The organism is Hydrogenophaga atypica (assembly GCF_042665215.1).
GTDB lineage: Bacteria > Pseudomonadota > Gammaproteobacteria > Burkholderiales > Burkholderiaceae_C > Hydrogenophaga > Hydrogenophaga defluvii_A.
In genome coordinates this window covers 1-18,053 of the sequence record NZ_JBHTCA010000041.1, presented here as the reverse complement: position 1 = coordinate 18,053, position 18,053 = coordinate 1, and the positions used below count along the sequence as shown (strand labels likewise).

The window sequence follows — 18,053 nt, the reverse complement described above, 5'->3', positions numbered from 1 at the left end:
GTTCAACACGCTGCCAGAACTCGTCCGTTACCAACCAGGAATCAACTCGTTTGCTCAACGCATCACTCCGGCACCGCGTTCGATACGGTTCGGATTGATATTTTACCTATTTACGGATAAGTTCTTAATCTCAAACCAACCAGTCACCTCTTCAGTAGGTTCAAGCCACGACCGCTTGCGATATTCCGTTACGGCGGTCGGTAGGGATCAAACTAGATCCCGCTCATGTTGATGTATTTGGTGATGAGGTAGTCGTCCATACCCAAGTGCGATCCCTCTCGTCCCACGCCCGACTGCTTGACGCCGCCGAATGGTGCCACCTCGTTCGAGATCAGTCCGGTGTTGACGCCCACCATGCCGTACTCCAGCCGCTCTGCCACCCGCCAGACCCGCCCCAAGTCCCGCGAATAGAAATAGCTGGCCAGGCCGAACTCGGTGTCGTTCGCCAATTGCACCACCTCATCCTCGGTGTCGAATCGAAACAGCGGCGCAAGCGGACCAAAGGTCTCTTCACGCGCGACCAGCATGGACGCCGTCACGCCCGCCAACACCGTGGGCTCAAAAAACGAGCGCCCTATCGCATGGCGTTTGCCACCAAAAAGCAGCCTCGCACCTTTCGCCATGGCGTCGGCAATGTGCTCCTCCACCTTGACCACAGCAGCTTCGTCAATGAGTGGACCGATGCGTACCCCCGCCTCGTCGCCTGGCCCCACTTTGAGCATTTTTACGGCATCTACCAGTTTCTGAGCGAACGATTCGTAGACTTTACTGTGAACATAGATGCGGTTGGTGCAGACACAGGTCTGTCCCGCATTGCGGTATTTGGAGGCAATGGCCCCTTCAACGGCCGCATCGAGATCAGCGTCTTCAAACACAATGAAGGGGGCATTGCCACCCAGTTCCATGGACACCTTCTTCACTGTGGAGGCAGTCTGCTGCATCAACAAGCGGCCCACTTCGGTCGATCCCGTGAAGCTCAGCTTGCGCACCAGTGGGTTCGTTGCGAGCTCTCCCCCGATCTCGTTCGCCGATCCTGTCACCACTGAAAGAACACCCGGCGGCACGCCTGCTCGCTCTGCCAGCACCGCAAGGGCCAGCGCGGTCAAAGGCGTCTGGCTGGCGGGCTTGACCACCATAGTGCACCCTACCGCCAGGGCCGGCGCGGCCTTGCGCGTGATCATGGCGGCGGGAAAATTCCACGGAGTGATGGCTGCGCACACACCAATGGGCTCACGGGTCACCACAATCCGTTGTGAGGTCAGCGGCGCCGGGATGGTTTCTCCGTACACACGCTTGGCCTCCTCGCCAAACCACTGCACAAAGGACGCGGCATAGGCGATTTCACCTGCAGCCTCTGGCAGCGGTTTGCCTTGCTCGGATGTCATGATGCGCGCCAGATCGGCCTGGTGGGCCATGATGAGGCCGTACCAGCGAGCCAGCACCTCTGATCGGTCCTTGGCCGTCCGTGCGCGCCATGCGGGGCCGGCCTGACTGGCGGCTTCGATCGCAACTTGGGTGGGGGTACGACCCAGCCGTGGGACGCGGCCAATGACCCGTCCGGTGGCTGGATTCGTGACGGCAATGAACGCATCGCTGTGGACCCATTCGCCGCCGATCAGGCACGCATCGCGGAGCAGGCTGGGGTCATTGAGTTCGAACATAGACAAGTGAAATCAGAGTGATCGGTGGAGAAAAGTTGTCTGCCGCTAGCGCTGAGGCATGTCGCGGTAGGAGTAGCCCAGGCTGACCCGCGCATCGTCCGGTATCGAGGGCATGCTCGCGTTCCATTCCTCCCAAGCCAGTCGCATGGACAACAAACGCTGTGGGTGACGGTGGCCCAAATTCGCGCGCTCGCGTTCGTCGAGGCTCAAGTTGAAGAGGTAATCGTTGTCATCGACTCGCAGGTACTTCCAGTCACCGTTGCGGTAGGCCCGCTGTTGCCGATGATTCATGCGCCAATACATGGGCCGTTCGAACCGATACTCAGCGTTGTCCAGCAAGGGGCAAAGAGATAGGCCATCCAGCGGGTAGTCGTTGTGCGGCGTCGCCGCAGCTACCTCAAGCAAAGTAGCAGACCAGTCCATGCTCAAACAAGGCTGGGCGCTTACGCCACCGGCGGGAATGCGATTCGGCCAATGGGCAATCCAGGGAACCCGAATCCCACCTTCGGTCAGGTCCATCTTGCCGCCCACCAGTGGCCAGTTGTCGGAGAAACGCTCACCCCCGTTATCACTAGTGAAGACGATAAGAGTGTCATCGAGTTGGTTAGTCCGACGAAGCGCGTCCACCACCCAGCCTATGCCTTCATCCATGTGATGAATCATGCGACGGTAAGTGTCGACACTGCCACCATGAAGGTGAAAAAGGTGGCCTTTGACCGACTCGGACAGCTCCCGATCCTCACGGGTTTCCCAGGGCCAATGTGGTGCGGTGTAGTGGAGACTCAGAAAAAAGGGCCTCCTGTCTGCCGAGGCAGCCATGGTCTCTACATAGGCCACCGCCCGCCTCGAAAGCAGGTCGGTCAGGTAGCCATCTTCTTCGCGTTCACCCTCGCCTTCCCACAGGTCATGGTGGCCAGGACCGCTGCGATGCGTAAAGTAATCGACGCCGCCGGACATTGGGCCGTAGAAGCTCTCGTAGCCCGATTTCAGTGGACCAAAAGCGGGTGGGTAACCCAGGTGCCATTTGCCAATCAACGCCGTGCGATAACCGCTGTCACGAAGCATAGAGGGCAAGGTTGGGTGATCAGGTGGCAAGCCCAACGTGGTGCTGCCTCGCGTTAGGCTGTTCAGAGGCTCCTCTGCGGCGCCACGCAGGCGGTACTGGTAGCGCCCCGTCATGATGGCAAACCGTGTCGGGGAGCACACCGGTGAGTTGGCATAGCCCTGGGTCAAACGCAGGCCGCCACTGGCAAGCGCATCGATGTGGGGAGACACTGGACCAAAGCTCGCCACACGGCCACCGTAGCAGCCAAGATCCGCATAGCCAAGGTCATCGGCCACGATAAAGATGATATTCGGACGTCGTACCATGGGCCGCTCAGATTTGTGTGATCATTTTGGTGGTCAGGAAACCGTCGAAGGTCTCGGTGCCACCCTCGCTGCCCATGCCACTATCCTTCATGCCGCCAAAAGGCAGCTCGGGGTGGGCCATGCCGAAATGATTGATGTTGACCATACCTGCCTCCAATCCATTGGAGACCCGCGTCGCCGTTGTGACCGAGTGGGTGAACACATAAGACGCCAAGCCATAGGGCACGCTGTTAGCCCGGCGCAGCACCTCTTCAGTGTCCTTGAAACGCGTGATTGCAGCCACAGGACCAAACGGCTCCTCGTTCATCACACGTGCGCTGTCGGGCAAGCCGGCAATCACCGTGGGGGGATAAAAATGTCCGCTCTCGCCAAGCTTCTGGCCGCCACAGACCAATTCACCACCGACGGACACGGCCTGCTGCACCAGTTCATCCACGGCTGCCAAGCGGCGCCCATGCACAAGGGGGCCCATCTGTGTTCCCGGCGCCAGACCGTGGCCTATCTGCGTGGATTCGATGGCGAGTTTGAAGGCTGCGACAAAACGCTCATAGACCTGGTCCTGCACATAAAACCGCGAGGGCGACACGCACACTTGCCCGGCGTTGCGCACCTTGAAACGCGCCAACATGCCAGCGGCCGTGTCTACATCGGCGTCGTTGAATACCAGCACTGGCGAGTGCCCCCCCAGCTCCATGCTGATGCGCTTCATGTGTGCACCTGCCAAGGCCGCGAGCTGCTTGCCCACGGGCACCGAACCAGTGAACGAGAGCTTGCGAACCAGGGGTGACTCAATCAACCGTCGTGAAATGTCGCTGGGCACACCCCACACCACATTGAGCACACCGGGAGGCAAGCCCGCGTCATGGAACAACTGTGCCAAGGCGACGATGGCGCTCGGCGATTCCTCAGGCCCTTTGAGGATGACGGTACAACCGGCACCGATGGCTGCGGCCACTTTCTTGATGGCCTGGCTGAGCGGGAAGTTCCAGGGGCTGAAGGCAGCGCACACGCCCACGGGCTCGCGCACCACCAGCTGCCGCACCGCGGGGTTGCGCGAGGGCACCACGCGACCGTAAATACGACGGCACTCTTCTGCATTCCACTCGGCGTGCTCGGCGCTGTTGAGGACCTCGCTGTGCGCCTCGGCCAGAGGTTTGCCGTTGTCCAGGGTGATGTGGCGGGCAATCGCATCGGCACGCTCGCGTGCCAATTCACCCACCTTGCGCAACACCGCCGACCGCTCCATCGGTGACGAGATGCGCCAGGTTTCAAAAGCCCGGTGCGCAGCCAGTACGGCCTGCATCAGATCGTCGTCACTGGCCCAGGGCAGGTGACCGAGCAGTTGACTGTTGGCGGGGTCGCGAACGTCCTGTTCCTGGCGACCCTCGCCACTCAGAAACCTGCCATTGATGTAGAGAGAGAGTGGCGGGTACATTCAGTTCACTCGATCTTGATGCCAGCGTCGCGGATGATTTTTTCGTACTTGGCGGCTTCGCGCTTCATGAGCGCCATGGTTTCTTCCGGCGTGGTGGGCATCACGTCCAGGCCCCGTGCAGCGTAGTTAGCCTTGAGTTCAGGCGTGCTCACAGCAGTGGCCACCGCGCGTGAGATTTGTGCCACCACCGCATCGGGTACCTTGGCGGGCGCCAGCATCGAGAACACCGTGGACGGAATGGAGCCCGGCTTGCCGCCTGCTTCGCTGAGCGTGGGAACGTCGGGCATGAACGACGCCCGCTTCGTGTCGCCCACCGTGAGCACTCGGATCTTGCCGGTCTTGGCATGCCCTTGCATCACCAAGCCACCGGCCATGGCCACGTCAACCTCACCCGACAGGAGGCCTGCTACGGCAGGCCCAACGCCTTTGTAGGGAACGTAGGTGAACTGAACCCCGTGCGCCTGGGCCAACATCTCCATGCCGATGTGTGTCACATGACCATTGCCGCCAGTGCCAACGTTCACCTTTTGTGGATTGGCCTTGGCAAAAGCGATGAATTCGGCAAAGGTCTTGAACGGGGCACCCTCACGAGCACCGACGAACAAATTCACGCCGGCCAGGTCCGACACCGGTTTGAGCGCCTCTTCCCATTTGTAGGGCAGCTTGGTGTAAAGCTGCGGGTTGGTGACCACAGCGAGTCGGTCCACCATCAGCAGGGTGCTTCCGTCACCCTCCGACTTGGCCACCATGTCGGTACCGATGATGGAATTTGCACCCGGCTTGTTCTCGATCACAAAGACCTTGCCTGTCTGTTTGGCCAAGATGTTGCCCACGTCGCGCGCCAGCACGTCGGGCTCGGTGCCCGGCGGATACGGCACCACAATGCGCACGGTTGCTGGAGGCCACGCCTGTGCAAACGCTGAACCGATGGCGGCGGTGCCCAGGCAGATGGCCAGCAGGGCCGACTTGATGTTGCTCATTTGCTCTTCCTTTCAAGGTGAAAAAAAAGTGTTCGCAGGCGAACGGGACGGTGATCGACTCAAAAGCTCCAGACCGCACTGACCAACGCACACAAGGCGCCTGGAGCAAAAACTCAAACGCTCAACGCCTCGGCCCCTTGGGCTAGCGCAGCTGGTGCCTCGTGTACGGAACGCGTGCCTAGTGAGGGCAAAACGGTCTGGCAGAACATGGCCATCTGGTCCACGGCACTCCCCGCCGAACCTGCGGCTGCAACAAAGCGGTCGGGGCGCAGCAGCACCCAGTCCACAGCGCGGCCCTGGAACCAGAAATGCAGTTGGTTCTCCACGTCCTGGATCTGTTCGACATCCTTGACGTGTGACCTGCAGCGGGCAACTTCTTCCGACCCGCTGCGGGCGCGCACCGCCACCAAACGCACACAGTCGAGTCGTTGCAGTTGGTTGAGCAATTCCGGCGGCGCGTCGGCCAACGGATCGCACCGCCAGCTCAGCAGTGCAAGACGGCTACCGATGACGTCGTCAAGCCGTCGCGTCTCGCCCGACGAGGTCTCCACGCGTGGCTGAATGAACATACGGCCCACCAATTCGTCTTGTGTTGCGTTGCCGCTGTTGAGGACGATGCCTTTTGAGAAACGCGGCATGGGCTTGAACTTCATTTGCAGCACGTAGTCGCGCACTTTGGGCAAATGGCGGATGGACAGAAAGAAGCGATCACGCATCCAAGCCACAAACCGGTTGCGCTGCGAGAGCACTGACCCAAACAGATCTGCCAGGTCGATCATGGCCTGCGCGTGGGCATGACGCTCTTCGTGGTAGCTATCGAGCAGCTCGGGTCGCATGCGGCCCTTGACAATCCATGCCAGTTTCCAGGCCAGGTTGAACGCGTCTCGCATGCCCGCATTGAGTCCTTGGCCGATCCAGGGTGGCGTGATGTGGGCAGCGTCGCCTGCCAGACAGACCCGGCCATTGACAAAGGACTGGGCCACACGCGAGTTGTGGGTGTAGACCCGGGCACGGATCACGTTCAGCCGCTCGGGTTGACTGACGTGGTTGCGCAGCAACTCGTGCACCTTTTCTGGCTGAAGCATCTGTTCACCGTCCTCGCCCGGAAACAGCATGAACTCCCAACGACGTAACCCATACGGCAAGCGCAAACACACGTAGGGGCGTCGGGGCTCGCAGTGCAGCGCCGTGTAGGGCGCGTCCAATGGGTCCTGATCGCACTCGATCACCACCCATTTGTGGGGATGTGTCGTGCCTTCGAAGGGCAACTTCAACAAGCCTTCGCGCACCGTGCTGCGTCCACCATCTGATGCGACCAGGTACTCACACCGCACACGCTCTTCTCGGCCATCGGTGTGGCGCAAGGTCGCATCGACACCCTGGTCATCCTGCGCGAGCGCCACCAGTTCGCAGCCCAGCTGCAAGGCGACATGTGGGTAGCGTGCAAGCCCCTTGCGCAGGGTTTCTTCGCCCAGCGGTTGCGAAAACAGGTTGCGCCGGAACCAGCCAAACTCCTGGGTGCTGGGCAGAATTTCCGCAAAACACTGCTTCCTGGCCGTGTACATACGCATGGGCACGTTCTGGATCATGTCGCGCAGCATCTCGTCTGCCAGGCCTGCGGCCTGGAAAGTACGCAAGGCTTCGTCGTCCAACCCGACCGCACGTGGGAAGTCGAGCACGGCAGGGCTGCGATCAATCACCAGCGTCGGCACACCGTATTGTCCCAACAGGTTGGCAATGGACACACCCACGGGCCCAGCCCCCACAACGAGCACAGGTACGTTTCGAATTGCAGTCATGTTTGTTTCCTCATGTACGGCCAGGCATTCAAGCCTCGGTCAACAGCTGGTTTTCCTGGCGCACCAGCAGGTGACGCACCGACTTTCGAAACTCCGTGAAACGGCTGTCGGCCATCAGCGTCTGGCGGCGCCGTTGTCGGTCAGCGAAGTCTTCGAACGACCACAGAAAGATGAGCTGGTTGAGATCGCCGCTCTCGGGCTGCAGCAAGCTGACCAGGCGACCCAGGGTCTCTACCTGGAGCTCACGCGCTGTTTCGTTGTAGATACGCAGGTATTCGCGCACACCGCCTGGCACCAGGGTGTAGGTTCTCAATTCGTAGAGCATGTATACCCCTTGGTAATGTCGGATTGGCGCACTGCAGGCATGCCCAGAAAATCAGCAACCACCTTGTTGAACAAGGCAGGCTGGTCGTCATGGATGTAATGACCAGCGTCGGGGATGTCCATGGCCTGGATGTTGGGATTCAGCGCCTGCATGGCCTGCACCATCTCGGGCTGCAGGTAGTCAGAGCGACCGCCGCGCACCACCAAGGTCTTGCAAGCAATCGCAGCAATGTGAGGGTGCAAATCCGGCACTCGGGCAGGATCGGGGTTGAGGCGTGTGGCCGAGATGCCGGCGTGGTCGTATCGCCAGGTGAAGCGGCCGTCGGACATCTGTTTGAGCATGTTGTGCAGCCGCTGCTGGCGGGCAGCTTCGGTCACGGTCGGGCGCAGCGCACGCATGAAGGCTGTGGCCGCGTCCCACGTTTCAAAGACCGTGGGCGTGGTGGCCAGCTCCTTGCGAATGCGCGTTGCACCGGGGCTAGCCTCGAAGGCACCTGGACCAGCATCCTCGATCAGCAGCCTGCGCACCCGATGCGGGTGTTGGGCGGCATACACGATGGCGTTGATGCCACCCATGGAGTGACCCAGCAGGTCAAACTGGTCAAGCCCGAGGGCATCGACCACCGCCGCGAGGTCGGCGACATAGGTGTCGGTGTAGTAGTTGCGCTGTGGGTCCCAGTCGCTGCCGCCTCGGCCTCGCTGGTCGAAAGCGATCACCCGGCTGCCTGGCAACAAGGCCTGGGCCACCCCTTCGAAGGTGTCGCTGTAGCCCCGAATGCCATGCAGCATCACCACCGGTTGGGCACCGACATCACCCCATTCAGTCACCTGAAAATTCAGGCCTGACAGTTGCAATATGCTGTGACGTGCCACGGGCTGCCCCTCAAACGAGGCCGTCCAGGCCTTTGACCTCGGACGCTTTGAGGCCGCCGAGACGGGCGTTGAGCCTGCCGCGTGTGGCGAAAGCCCAGATCACCAACACCTCGTCGCGGTTGGGCGCGTCGTTGAACATGGCGCTGACCGTGTCGTAGTGAGAGCGCACGTAGAGCGCATCCTTGTGGGCCAGTGGCACGTCAATGATGGTGCCGGGGCCACCACGTTTTCCGGTCGAAGGCACCCACGATTTCGCGCCCCCCAGGGCGTCCCGCACAGGGTTGGCGGCTGGGTTCGTCAACAGCGCATTGCCGTGCTCGTAATCGCCATCGGCTCCGACCAGGCAGGCCTTGCCATAGCTTTCGATGGCCTGACCCGCCGCTGCGCCCTGGATGCGGCGACCGAACTCGCGGCCCAGGTCGGGCGAGGCATCGATCCATCTGCTGAGGTCTGTTTCGTACCGCCCTGCAAAGGGGTTGTGCAGGCAAGCAGCCAGCACAAATTTCCGCAATGGCTCGCCGTCGGCTGCAGCCCCGCTTTCGCCGGCCAGACTGTCTTCGACCTGGAGGAACCATTTGCGGATGTGGAATGGTCCAAAGTTGGGAGTTTTCATGATGTGTGCGGGGTGTGGGCGTTGATGGCGAATGGCGTCACAGCGGCTGCAGGTCAAAGTGATCGCTGGGTGCGTTGTATTGGCCCAGCAGGCGTTTGCCTTCTTCGTCGTCGTGAACGGTTTCGAGGAAGAACTCAAACCGGTGGCCATCGGGATCGGTGAAGTACAGGCCGTAGCCGACCTTGTGGTCGGTGGTCTTGACGACCGGCACGTTCTTGCGCAGCAACATGCCGTACAGGCGCTGGAGATCCTCCATCGAGCCTTCGATTTCCAGACCGTAGTGCTGCAGGTTGATCACACCCCTGTCGAGCTGGCCTTGTGCATTGGGCTCGGCCTGAATGAGCGCGATGTCATGGTGTTTCTGGCCAAACGACAGAAACACCCATTTCTCGCCCCGGGCCGTGACTTGCATGCCCAGAACGTCTTCGTACCAGGGCGCGGTGGCGAATGGGTCGGCAACAAACAAGGCCAGGTGTGTGCGGCGGATGCGCGGCTTGACGTCGGCGACCTGCGACTGCGTGTTGGTGTTCATGGCGGCGCTGCGTTCTCAGTTGATGGATTGCGGGTGGGCCTTGACTGGCGCTTCGAACGGCGTCCAGGTGACTGATGTGATCTCGCTGAACGCGCGCCACTCTTTGAACCAGCTGCGGCCACCGTCGGTGGAGCGAAGCAGGTCGCCGTATTTGGTGCCGGCAAACACCAGGGCACGATCGGCCGCATGGGCGCCAAACGCCCATACCGTTGAATTGGGTGCGGCGTGCTGAAGGGTTGGCGCCCAAGTGGTACCACGGTCTTCCGAGCGGTAAATGCAGGTGCGGGTGCCGGGTGTTCCGTCACCGATGGCCAGCAACAGCTGTTGACCTTCCGCGTCCAGCACCTGCACCGTGCGGGTGTAGTACATGCCGTCGAAGCGGGCCTTGGAGGGTTCGCTGGTCCAGCGGTTTCCCTGGTCCTCACTGCTGCAGACAGAATTCACCGTCAGAACCAGGTGTTTCATGGGCAGCCCATGCGTGGCGGGCAGCACCGCGATGGCGTGGATATCGGAGTTCCCGATGCCGCTGCCCGGTGTGTCCACGCGCTCCCAGGTGTCGCCGCCATCGCGGCTGCGCCAGGCGCCGCCCTCTTCCACGCCGAACCAGACCTCGTCGTTCACGGTCGGGTTGACACAGACGGTCAGAATCCGCGGTCGGTTCACGCCCTGGCAGAACTCGGGCAGTTCGACGTTCAGCGCCTGCCAGCTGCCACCGCCGTCGACAGAACGGAACATGCGGGCGCGAGACGGTGCACCCGTTCCAGCGTACACACGCAGCGGGTTCACCGGATCGAAGGCGATGGCCCACACCGTCAGCCCGTTCATCGGCGATTCGACCCGAGAAAAATGCGCACCGCCATCGGTGCTGATGCACATGCCAGCGTCGGCGCCAGCCAACACACGTGCCGGGTCGGATGGGTCTACCGCCAGGCTGCGCACGACACCGTCGAACTCGATCGCTTCTTTCAACCCCAGTCGGTGCCAGGTGGCGCCGTCGTCGACGCTGCGCAGAATGCCCTGCCCAGCGGTGCCCACAAGAATGGTGCCCTTCATGAAATGCTCCTGTTGTTTGTTCAGATGAAGATGCCGCGCGTGATACCACCGTCCACCGCGATGGATTCACCCGTGATGGCCCCTGCACGTTCGGACGCCAGGAACAAGACCACATCGGCAATTTCGTTGGGCTGCAGCACGCGCCTGATCGGGGTGGCCTTGGCATAGTTGGCCTCCACCTGTTGGGGCGTGAGGTTTTGCAGCTTGGCCTCTTTGGCGTAGAGCTCGTGGATGTGAGGTGTCTCCACCACGCCTGGGTGAATCACGTTGACCGTTATACCCGCCGGGCCCAGCTGATCGGAAAGCGTTTTGGTGAGGTGGCAAATAGCCACGTTACGCATGCCCGACAACTGCTTGCTGCCGCGCCCTGTCAGGCCACCGATGTTGATGATTCGGCCGTGGCCGTGGCCGTGGGCCTTCATGTGAGCCGCCGCCGCCTTGGCGCAGCGCATGTAACCCACCACCTTGATGTTGATGTCCTGCAGCAGGCCTTCGGGGTCAGCGTTTTCAATTTCGCTGCGCACCAGGCCCCCCGGGTGAGCAGCGCCGTTCACAAGGATGTCGATACGACCGAAATGAGCGGCCGCCTTGTCCATCATCGCGTTCACCTGCTCTGTGCTGCTGACGTCGGCTGCAATGGGCAGGATCTCCACACCCGAGGCCGCGCTGATATCACGCGCCACTTGCTCCAACGGGCCCTGGCTGCGCGCAACGATGGCGACCCGTACGCCTTCGGCCGCCAGCGCTTCGGTGACGGCCCGGCCAATGCCCAGGCTGCCGCCCGTGACAACGGCCACCTTGCCTTTGAGTTTCAAATCCATGTGGACTCCTGTTCGAAATGCGAATTGCGGGTGACACCGACTGGAGCGGTGGGTTTGTGTTGGAGAGATGAGACCGTCACAGCGCCATCTCGATGAGCGTCGGCCCTTTGCGCGCGAAAGCGAGCGTCAGTTGCGTCGCCAATGCCTCGGCCGTTTCTGCGCGACTGGCAGGCACGCCATAGGCCTGCGCCAGCCCCACCCAGTCGATGCATGGCTTGTCGAGCGCGGTCATGGCCGCGGCCTTTTCGCCCAGGCTGGCGCCACCTCGGCGCAGCTCGTTGCGCAAGATGGCGTACTGGTGGTTGGCCGCAATCAGCACCACCACATCAAGCGCTTCGTGCGCCAGCGACCACAAGGTCTGCACCGTGTACTGGGTACTGCCGTCAGACAACAAGGCCACCACCCGGCGGTCGGGGCAGGCGATGGCAGCCCCCATCGCTACCGGCAGGCCCTGGCCAATTGCACCACCCGTGTTCGTGAGCGTGGTGTGGGGTGCGGCCGAGGCCGATGCCGCGTAAAACGGGTAGCCACAGGTTCCCCCTTCGACCGAGACGATGGCCTGGGGTGGCAATGCTCCCGCCAACACGCTGGCGACCTTGGCCGGTGTCAGTGCCCCGCCTTCGTCGGCGGGCACCGATGGTGTAGGTGCCGCGTAGGGTGGCGTGTGCAACAGCATGGCCAGTTGCTCCAAACGCTGCACTGCGTCGTCACCAGGCGCGCTCAGCCTCAGGAGCCGATCCTCTGGCACCAGCAGGCTGGGGTGCCCTTCGTAACCGAAATACGTCACGGGTGGCAGTGCACCAACCAGCACGACGAGTTCCGCTGCGTCAAGCACCTGGCGCGCAGGCTCGGGGAAATATGGCAGGCGGTCGAATGCGGGCAACCCTTGCCCTCGCTCAGAGCGCGACGGAAAGGTTTCTGCGTAAGCGGTCGCACCGAACTGGTCACACAGGCGCGCCACCACACGCTGGCCTGCGGCGCTCAGCCCGCTGCGCTGGCCCCCACCGCCAAGCAGAAACACCGTTCGGCGGCTTTGCTTCAAGGCCTCGGCGCAGGCCCGCAGATCCGGCTCTGACGCCGACGATGCGACGTGTGAGCTGGTATCGGATGCGCATGGCGCCGCCACCGCACGGCAGCTCGCCGCCTGAAAGTCGGCCGGGAAGATGAGCGTGCTGCTCTGCCCACCGTTGCGGGCCGTTTGACGCACCGCCTCAGCGGCCGCAGATGCACAGTCCGCTTCGCTGGTGATGCGATGCACCCAGCCCGAGACCGGCCGGGCCAGGGACTCGATGTCCGACGTCAGCGGCGCATCGAAGGGCAGATGCCAACTGGTGTGATCGCCGATGAGGTTGACGATGGGTGTGTGTGCACGCCGCGCGTTGTGCAGGTTGGCAATGCCGTTGGCGAAACCGGGTCCCAGGTGCAGCAGCGTCGCGGCGGGTCGTTCCGCCATGCGGCCAAAGCCATCAGCCGCACCGGTGCAGACGTTTTCCTGCAGCCCGATCACACAACGGATCTGGGCCTGCCGCTCCAGTGCGCGCACCAGATCGAGCTCGGTCGTTCCCGGGTTGGCGAAGCAGACGTCGACGCCTTGCTCTGCCAGGCCCATGAGTAGCACATCGGCTCCAGTGAGGTCTTTTGCTTGGTTCATGTTTGCTACTTTATCGTATAGACAAAATTCAGCAATACGTAGAATCTCTAACATGATGTTTGACAGAATAATTTTGCCTAAACGAAAAATCATGATATTCGCGCATGCGAATTCAACCCAAGCACGGGCGGTAGCTTTCGAAAGCGCGCAGCCCCAAAGCCCACCAGGACATCGTTTAACCTCAAGCCGTTCGAATTGACCGGGGCGTTCTGCCCTGCACACGCACGTATGAGGAAGACATGAACAGCCTGAGACGCATGCTTGACATCCTGGATTTGTTCAAACCCGACCAACCGGTGATCGATGTCGATGCTGTCTGCACACAACTGGGCTACACCTCTGCCAGTGCTTACCGCTACATCCGTGAGTTGAGTGACGTGGGTTTGCTGGTGCGCTTGCCGCGCGGCTACACACTTGGGCCGCGCATCATTGAACTGGACCGGCAGATGAGCGAGTACGACCCGCTGCTGGCCAGCAGCAAGGGCATTGCGGACGATCTGGTGGCACAGACCGGACTGGACGTGCTGGTCAGCGAGCTGTATGGCTCCACCGTGATCAACGTGCTGCAGAAGGTAGGCGCGGACACCGACCCGCTGAACTTCGGACGGGGGCGTCCGATGGCGTTGTTCCGTAGTGCCACGTCACGGGTGATCCTGGCCTACCTGCTGCCGCGGCAGTTGCGCCGCATCTACGACGCGAACGCGTCCCAACCCGACCTGCAACGTCTGGGCGGTACGTGGAAAGACTTTTCGAAAGCCATGCTTCAGGTTCGCAAGCAGGGTTTCTGCGTGAGCGTTGGCGAGCTCGACCCGGGCAAGACCGGCATGGCCGCGCCCATATTTGACGAAAAACAGCGCATCCTGGGCAGCATCACCCTGGTGGGCCCCAACCAGCGCTTCGAAGCCTTCAACCCGAGTTTTCTGTCTGGTCTTGTGACCGGAGCGGCACGACAGATCACAACATCTATTGCCGCGAACGATTGACGCACGTTCGCCCACGATTCCGATCTACAGACTTGTGAGCTGGGCAGGGCACAGCGAAACTAGGGATGATGTTCAAAACACGATTGGCGCCAGCCGGTAGCTGGTGGCTTGTCACGACATGAAACAGCTCGTCCCAGAATCGGCGATTTCAACGCAGTTTCTGCGTTTGTGGCGCCCGTTTTCGGGCCGACCGTGGCCCTATGACCGCTTGCAGACGCACTCATGCCTGCGACCCTTGCAACAGTCGGCGCCGCACCATCCACAGATTGCTCAGGGCAAACAGCGTGGCAACTGCGCCGTGTTCTTGGCCTGGTCCCGGTAACGCACTTTCACATGTCCGAACTGTCGTTTGATGACTCGGGACGGATGACCAAAAAACACGAGCGAGCAGCACCATTGCCACTTGATTCAGTACGTTCAAGCGCTCGGGTGGCTTGAAATGCCTTTTATTCGGCGAAGCAGGAAGTTTGTTGGTATTGACGGCCGTAAGAGGTGGCACAACGGTCTCCAACTACTGGTTCATTTTCTTCGGAGTACGCGCTGAACATGCCCAAGGTGGTGAATGTCAGCTTGCATACCTTTCACGAACCTCTATACATTTGGTTCGAACGTCGCAGTTCAGCCTATAGCCGACATACCCTCTCGCCGCACCAAACTCAGCCCGCCCCCTTTGACCTGAGCGCTTCATACAACCCAGCCGGGCCCAACAAGATCGACTTCAACCCCGACCTCACTCGCTCAGAATCCAGCGCCTGCTTGCTCATGGCGTTGTGAGCAGTCAGCGCATCCATGATGGCGTTGAGCAGTTCACTGTCCAGGTCGGGCGAGTTGGCGAACTGGCCTTTAGAGTTGTTCATGGCTTGCTGCACGAGCTGGTCTGACTCGAGCAGCTTACCCAGCAGCACGTTGTTCACGTAAACCAGTTTGTCGTCGTCGGTCAGTTCACCCTCGAACAGGTCGTTGACCTTCTGCACGATCTCCGAGAGGAACGCCTTCTGCTTGTCTTGCACCTGCCCGCCACCGGGTTCGGTCAGGGGTGACAGCTTGTAGTCGGCATCGCCCTCCCCCAGCGCCAGCGTGCGTTTGCCCTGGTCTTTGAGCTTGTGGTGGGTCAGCACCACCTTTGACAGGTCCACCCCCTCGCGCTCGCGGCCAAACTCCAGCAGCGGCAGCAGGTGTTTGTAGAAGATTGCCCTCTTTTCGATGGCCGTGTTGCCATAGTCAAACAACTGGCTCAGGAAGGCGTAGACACGAACGAACGTGCCCAGGTCGCGTTTGAACAGCAACAGGGTGTCGAGTTCGTCTTTGGCGGCCTGTGACTCTGGTCCGTCCGGCTGTTTGGCCTGGGCAGCGGCAAAAGCCTGTTGGGCGGCCTTGTAGCGTTTGAGCAGCCGGTCTGCCACCGGCTCGATGGCAGCGAGCAGCATGCCCTGGCTGGATTTTGGATTCAGTACCACCAGCGCCACACGCTCCACCTCGAAGTCGTCGTAGTGGCCGCTGCCGTCCAGCTTGGCGCGCAGGTCGTACACAAGGTTCGGATCGGTCACGCCGGCCAACTCGGCCGTCTCGTAGTAGGTCTGGAAAGCTGCCAGGATCTCGTCCGGGTCGTTGATGAAGTCGAGGATGTAGGTGTTGTCCTTCAAGCCGTGCGGGCCGCTGTAAGCGCGGTTCAGGCGGCTGAGGGTCTGCACCGCTTGGATGCCTGCCAGTCGCTTATCCACGTACATGCCACACAACAGCGGCTGGTCAAAGCCGGTCTGGAACTTGTTGGCCACCAGAAGGATTTGGTACTCATCCGTGGCAAAGGCGTCGCGGATGTCGCGGCCCTTGAGGTTGGGGTTGAGTGTCTTGGACGTTTCAGCCACGGGTTCAGGCAGGGATTGCGGGTCGTTCACCTCGCCCGAGTACGCCACCAAGGAGCCCAGGGTATAGCTGTTCTCGGTGATGTAGGCGTCGAGCGCCAGCTTCCAGCGCACAGCCTCCAAACGGCTGCCCACCACCACCATGGCTTTGGCATGGCCCTTCAGCAGCGGCTGCACGTTCTCGCGAAAGTGCTCCACCACGATGGCCACCTTCTGGCTGATGTTGTAGGGGTGCAAGCGCACCCAGCGCATCAGGCCTTTGACCGCCTCGCTGCGCTCCACCTCGGTCTCGTCCCACTCGCGCCCTTCGTTGGCCAGCTTGAAGGCCAGCTTGTAGGGCGTGTAGTTCTTAAGCACATCGAGGATGAACCCTTCCTCGATGGCCTGCCGCATGGAATAGACGTGAAACGCCCCTGGAAGGTTGTCAGAGCCAGCAGGCAGGTCAGGATTGGGCCGGCGGCCGAACAACTCCAGCGTCTTGGCCTTGGGCGTGGCGGTGAAGGCCACGTAGGTGATGCCTTTGTTGGAATCGCCGTTTCCAGCTTTGGCCGCCATCTGCGCGGCCAATAGGTCTTCGGTGTCGATCTCGCCACCGTCAGCCAGCTCTTGCATCTGCTCTGCGCTGAGCACCTGTTTGAGCTTGGCAGCCGCCTCACCCGTCTGGCTGCTGTGCGCCTCGTCAGCGATCACCGCAAAGCGCTTGCCCTCAGTCGCGGCCAACTCCTGCACCGCACTCAGCGCCTTCGGGAAGGTCTGGATGGTGCAGACCACGATCTTCTTGCTGCCCGACAGCGCCTCGGCCAGCTCGGCGCTCTTGCTGCCGCCCTCGCCCTTGATGGTGGCCACCACGCCAGCCGTTCGCTCAAAGTCGAAGATGGCTTCCTGCAACTGAGTGTCCAGCACCGTGCGGTCGCTGACCACCAACACGGTGTCGAACACCTTTTGGTTGTTCGCGTCGTGCAGGTCGGCCAAGAAGTGCGCCGTCCAAGCAATGGAGTTGGTTTTGCCACTGCCTGCGCTGTGCTGAATCAGGTACTTCTGCCCTGCCCCTTCGGCCAGGACCGCTTGCACCAGCTTGCGGGTGGCGTCGAGCTGGTGGTAGCGCGGGAACAGCACGCTGGTGATGCGCTTCTTCTGGTCACGTTTGGTGATGAGGTAGCGGCCAATGATCTCCAACCAACTGTCACGCTGCCATACCTGCTCCCACAGGTAACCCGTGCGGTGGCCTTTTCCGTTGGGTGGGTTGCCAGCCCCGCCCTGGTTGCCCAGATTGAATGGCAAGAAGTTGGTCTTCGGCCCCTCCAGGCGGGTGGTCATCATCACCGTGCGATTGCTCACCGCGAAGTGCACCAGCGCGCCGCGCGGGAAGTCCAGCAGCGGCTCTGCAAACGGCTTGCCCTTGGGTTTAGGCAAGCGGTCAAAGCGGTACTGGTCCACCGCCGCGTTGATGTCCTGCGTGAAGTCGGTCTTGAGCTCGGCCGTGGCCACCGGGATCCCGTTGAGGAACAGCACCAAGTCGATGATGTCGTCGTGGTTGGTGCGGCACTGGCGCACCACGCGGAGGCAGTTGGCTGCGTAGCGGGCCTGCAGTTCGGGGTTCATTGCCAGCGCCGGCTTGAACTGCGCCAGCCTCAGCGAGGCTTTAAGGCCCAGCAGCTCCACACCCACGCGCAACACCTCCAGCGTGCCGCGTTCATCCAGCGCCTTGCGCAGGCGGTCAAGCAGCATGGCTTCGGCCGCTGGGCCGTGGTTTTTCTGCAGCGTTTCCCAGGCTTGTGGTTGACTGATCTGCACCCAGGCCAGCACGTCGGCCGGGTACAGTGCGCGAGCGGTGTCGTAGCCCTTGGCATCACCCTCACCGCCCGGCGGTGCGTACAGCCAGCCGTGGGCAGCCAGGTGGTTGCAGATGTCGATCTCGAACTGAATTTCGTTGTGCACTGCCATGTGATCGGCCTTTTACTGTCCCAGCTTCAGTTGCTTGATGTGAGGCTGCAAAGCTGCGGTCAGGGCGTTCATGGCAGCAACTTGACGGGACTGAATGTCAGGCCATTCGGATTCTTCTGAACGGTAGCCACCCGGAACCTTGACCCTGATT

At 61.4% G+C, this 18,053-nt stretch carries 14 protein-coding genes and 1 pseudogene; 1 reads left to right on the top strand and 14 read right to left on the bottom strand.

All coding sequences use genetic code 11. From position 1 onward, the window contains the following. Positions 1-212: 212 nt before the first annotated feature. From ACFQPB_RS22730 to ACFQPB_RS22675, 12 genes are all read right to left on the bottom strand, one after another. Positions 213-1,661, bottom strand: coding sequence for an NAD-dependent succinate-semialdehyde dehydrogenase (locus ACFQPB_RS22730; protein ID WP_382228425.1), 1,449 nt, complete (start codon positions 1,659-1,661; stop codon positions 213-215). 45 nt (positions 1,662-1,706) lie between these two features. Next, positions 1,707-3,032 carry a sulfatase family protein gene (locus ACFQPB_RS22725; protein WP_382228422.1) on the bottom strand — a complete coding sequence of 442 codons (1,326 nt, stop codon included), beginning with the start codon at positions 3,030-3,032 and terminating at the stop codon, positions 1,707-1,709. A gap of 7 nt (positions 3,033-3,039) precedes the next feature. Then, complete coding sequence (locus tag ACFQPB_RS22720) at positions 3,040-4,467, bottom strand: NAD-dependent succinate-semialdehyde dehydrogenase (RefSeq protein ID WP_382228419.1); 1,428 nt, start codon at positions 4,465-4,467, stop codon at positions 3,040-3,042. 5 nt (positions 4,468-4,472) lie between these two features. Then, positions 4,473-5,447: a Bug family tripartite tricarboxylate transporter substrate binding protein gene (locus ACFQPB_RS22715; RefSeq protein ID WP_382228416.1), complete on the bottom strand. Its 975-nt coding sequence runs from the start codon at positions 5,445-5,447 to the stop codon at positions 4,473-4,475. Between the two features lie 113 nt (positions 5,448-5,560). Continuing rightward, on the bottom strand, positions 5,561-7,246 hold the full coding sequence (locus tag ACFQPB_RS22710; protein ID WP_382228413.1) for a bifunctional 3-(3-hydroxy-phenyl)propionate/3-hydroxycinnamic acid hydroxylase: 1,686 nt from the start codon (positions 7,244-7,246) through the stop codon (positions 5,561-5,563). Between the two features lie 28 nt (positions 7,247-7,274). Further along, complete coding sequence (locus ACFQPB_RS22705) at positions 7,275-7,571, bottom strand: NIPSNAP family protein (RefSeq protein WP_382228410.1); 297 nt, start codon at positions 7,569-7,571, stop codon at positions 7,275-7,277. Next, complete coding sequence (locus tag ACFQPB_RS22700) at positions 7,556-8,359, bottom strand: alpha/beta fold hydrolase (protein ID WP_382228428.1); 804 nt, start codon at positions 8,357-8,359, stop codon at positions 7,556-7,558. Before ACFQPB_RS22700 ends, ACFQPB_RS22705 begins: the two co-directional genes overlap by 16 nt. A gap of 94 nt (positions 8,360-8,453) precedes the next feature. Further along, positions 8,454-9,056: an amino acid synthesis family protein gene (locus ACFQPB_RS22695; protein ID WP_382228407.1), complete on the bottom strand. Its 603-nt coding sequence runs from the start codon at positions 9,054-9,056 to the stop codon at positions 8,454-8,456. Between the two features lie 37 nt (positions 9,057-9,093). Continuing rightward, a complete protein-coding gene (locus ACFQPB_RS22690; RefSeq protein ID WP_382228404.1) occupies positions 9,094-9,588 on the bottom strand; it encodes a VOC family protein in 495 nt (164 codons plus the stop codon). A gap of 15 nt (positions 9,589-9,603) precedes the next feature. After that, positions 9,604-10,641, bottom strand: coding sequence for a WD40/YVTN/BNR-like repeat-containing protein (locus ACFQPB_RS22685; RefSeq protein ID WP_382228401.1), 1,038 nt, complete (start codon positions 10,639-10,641; stop codon positions 9,604-9,606). 20 nt (positions 10,642-10,661) lie between these two features. Beyond that, positions 10,662-11,462, bottom strand: a complete 801-nt coding sequence (locus ACFQPB_RS22680) for an SDR family NAD(P)-dependent oxidoreductase (protein WP_382228398.1) — start codon at positions 11,460-11,462, stop codon at positions 10,662-10,664. A gap of 76 nt (positions 11,463-11,538) precedes the next feature. After that, entirely contained in the window at positions 11,539-13,113 is a 1,575-nt protein-coding gene (locus tag ACFQPB_RS22675; RefSeq protein WP_382228395.1) for an acetolactate synthase large subunit, read from the bottom strand. Positions 13,114-13,352: 239 nt separating this feature from the next. On the opposite strand from ACFQPB_RS22675, the gene ACFQPB_RS22670 reads away from it, so the two are divergent. Continuing rightward, entirely contained in the window at positions 13,353-14,096 is a 744-nt protein-coding gene (locus ACFQPB_RS22670) for an IclR family transcriptional regulator (protein ID WP_382228392.1), read from the top strand. A gap of 220 nt (positions 14,097-14,316) precedes the next feature. On the opposite strand, the pseudogene ACFQPB_RS22665 reads toward ACFQPB_RS22670, so the two are convergent. Together ACFQPB_RS22665 and ACFQPB_RS22660 are read right to left on the bottom strand one after the other, a co-directional pair. Continuing rightward, positions 14,317-14,465 (bottom strand): annotated as a pseudogene (locus ACFQPB_RS22665) (IS5/IS1182 family transposase); the annotation flags it as partial. 287 nt (positions 14,466-14,752) lie between these two features. Then, positions 14,753-17,902: a type I restriction endonuclease subunit R gene (locus tag ACFQPB_RS22660; RefSeq protein ID WP_382228389.1), complete on the bottom strand. Its 3,150-nt coding sequence runs from the start codon at positions 17,900-17,902 to the stop codon at positions 14,753-14,755. Positions 17,903-18,053 lie beyond the last annotated feature (151 nt).

Excerpts from the sequence above, each read along its gene's own strand:
- ACFQPB_RS22730 (WP_382228425.1), bottom strand. The coding sequence starts at position 1,661 with ATGTTCGAACTCAATGACCCCAGCCTGCTCCGCGATGCGTGCCTGATC.
- ACFQPB_RS22725 (WP_382228422.1), bottom strand. The coding sequence starts at position 3,032 with ATGGTACGACGTCCGAATATCATCTTTATCGTGGCCGATGACCTTGGC.
- ACFQPB_RS22720 (WP_382228419.1), bottom strand. The coding sequence starts at position 4,467 with ATGTACCCGCCACTCTCTCTCTACATCAATGGCAGGTTTCTGAGTGGC.
- ACFQPB_RS22715 (WP_382228416.1), bottom strand. The coding sequence starts at position 5,447 with ATGAGCAACATCAAGTCGGCCCTGCTGGCCATCTGCCTGGGCACCGCC.
- ACFQPB_RS22710 (WP_382228413.1), bottom strand. The coding sequence starts at position 7,246 with ATGACTGCAATTCGAAACGTACCTGTGCTCGTTGTGGGGGCTGGGCCC.
- ACFQPB_RS22705 (WP_382228410.1), bottom strand. The coding sequence starts at position 7,571 with ATGCTCTACGAATTGAGAACCTACACCCTGGTGCCAGGCGGTGTGCGC.
- ACFQPB_RS22700 (WP_382228428.1), bottom strand. The coding sequence starts at position 8,359 with ATGCTGCATGGCATTCGGGGCTACAGCGACACCTTCGAAGGGGTGGCC.
- ACFQPB_RS22695 (WP_382228407.1), bottom strand. The coding sequence starts at position 9,056 with ATGAAAACTCCCAACTTTGGACCATTCCACATCCGCAAATGGTTCCTC.
- ACFQPB_RS22690 (WP_382228404.1), bottom strand. The coding sequence starts at position 9,588 with ATGAACACCAACACGCAGTCGCAGGTCGCCGACGTCAAGCCGCGCATC.
- ACFQPB_RS22685 (WP_382228401.1), bottom strand. The coding sequence starts at position 10,641 with ATGAAGGGCACCATTCTTGTGGGCACCGCTGGGCAGGGCATTCTGCGC.
- ACFQPB_RS22680 (WP_382228398.1), bottom strand. The coding sequence starts at position 11,462 with ATGGATTTGAAACTCAAAGGCAAGGTGGCCGTTGTCACGGGCGGCAGC.
- ACFQPB_RS22675 (WP_382228395.1), bottom strand. The coding sequence starts at position 13,113 with ATGAACCAAGCAAAAGACCTCACTGGAGCCGATGTGCTACTCATGGGC.
- ACFQPB_RS22670 (WP_382228392.1), top strand. The coding sequence starts at position 13,353 with ATGAACAGCCTGAGACGCATGCTTGACATCCTGGATTTGTTCAAACCC.
- ACFQPB_RS22660 (WP_382228389.1), bottom strand. The coding sequence starts at position 17,902 with ATGGCAGTGCACAACGAAATTCAGTTCGAGATCGACATCTGCAACCAC.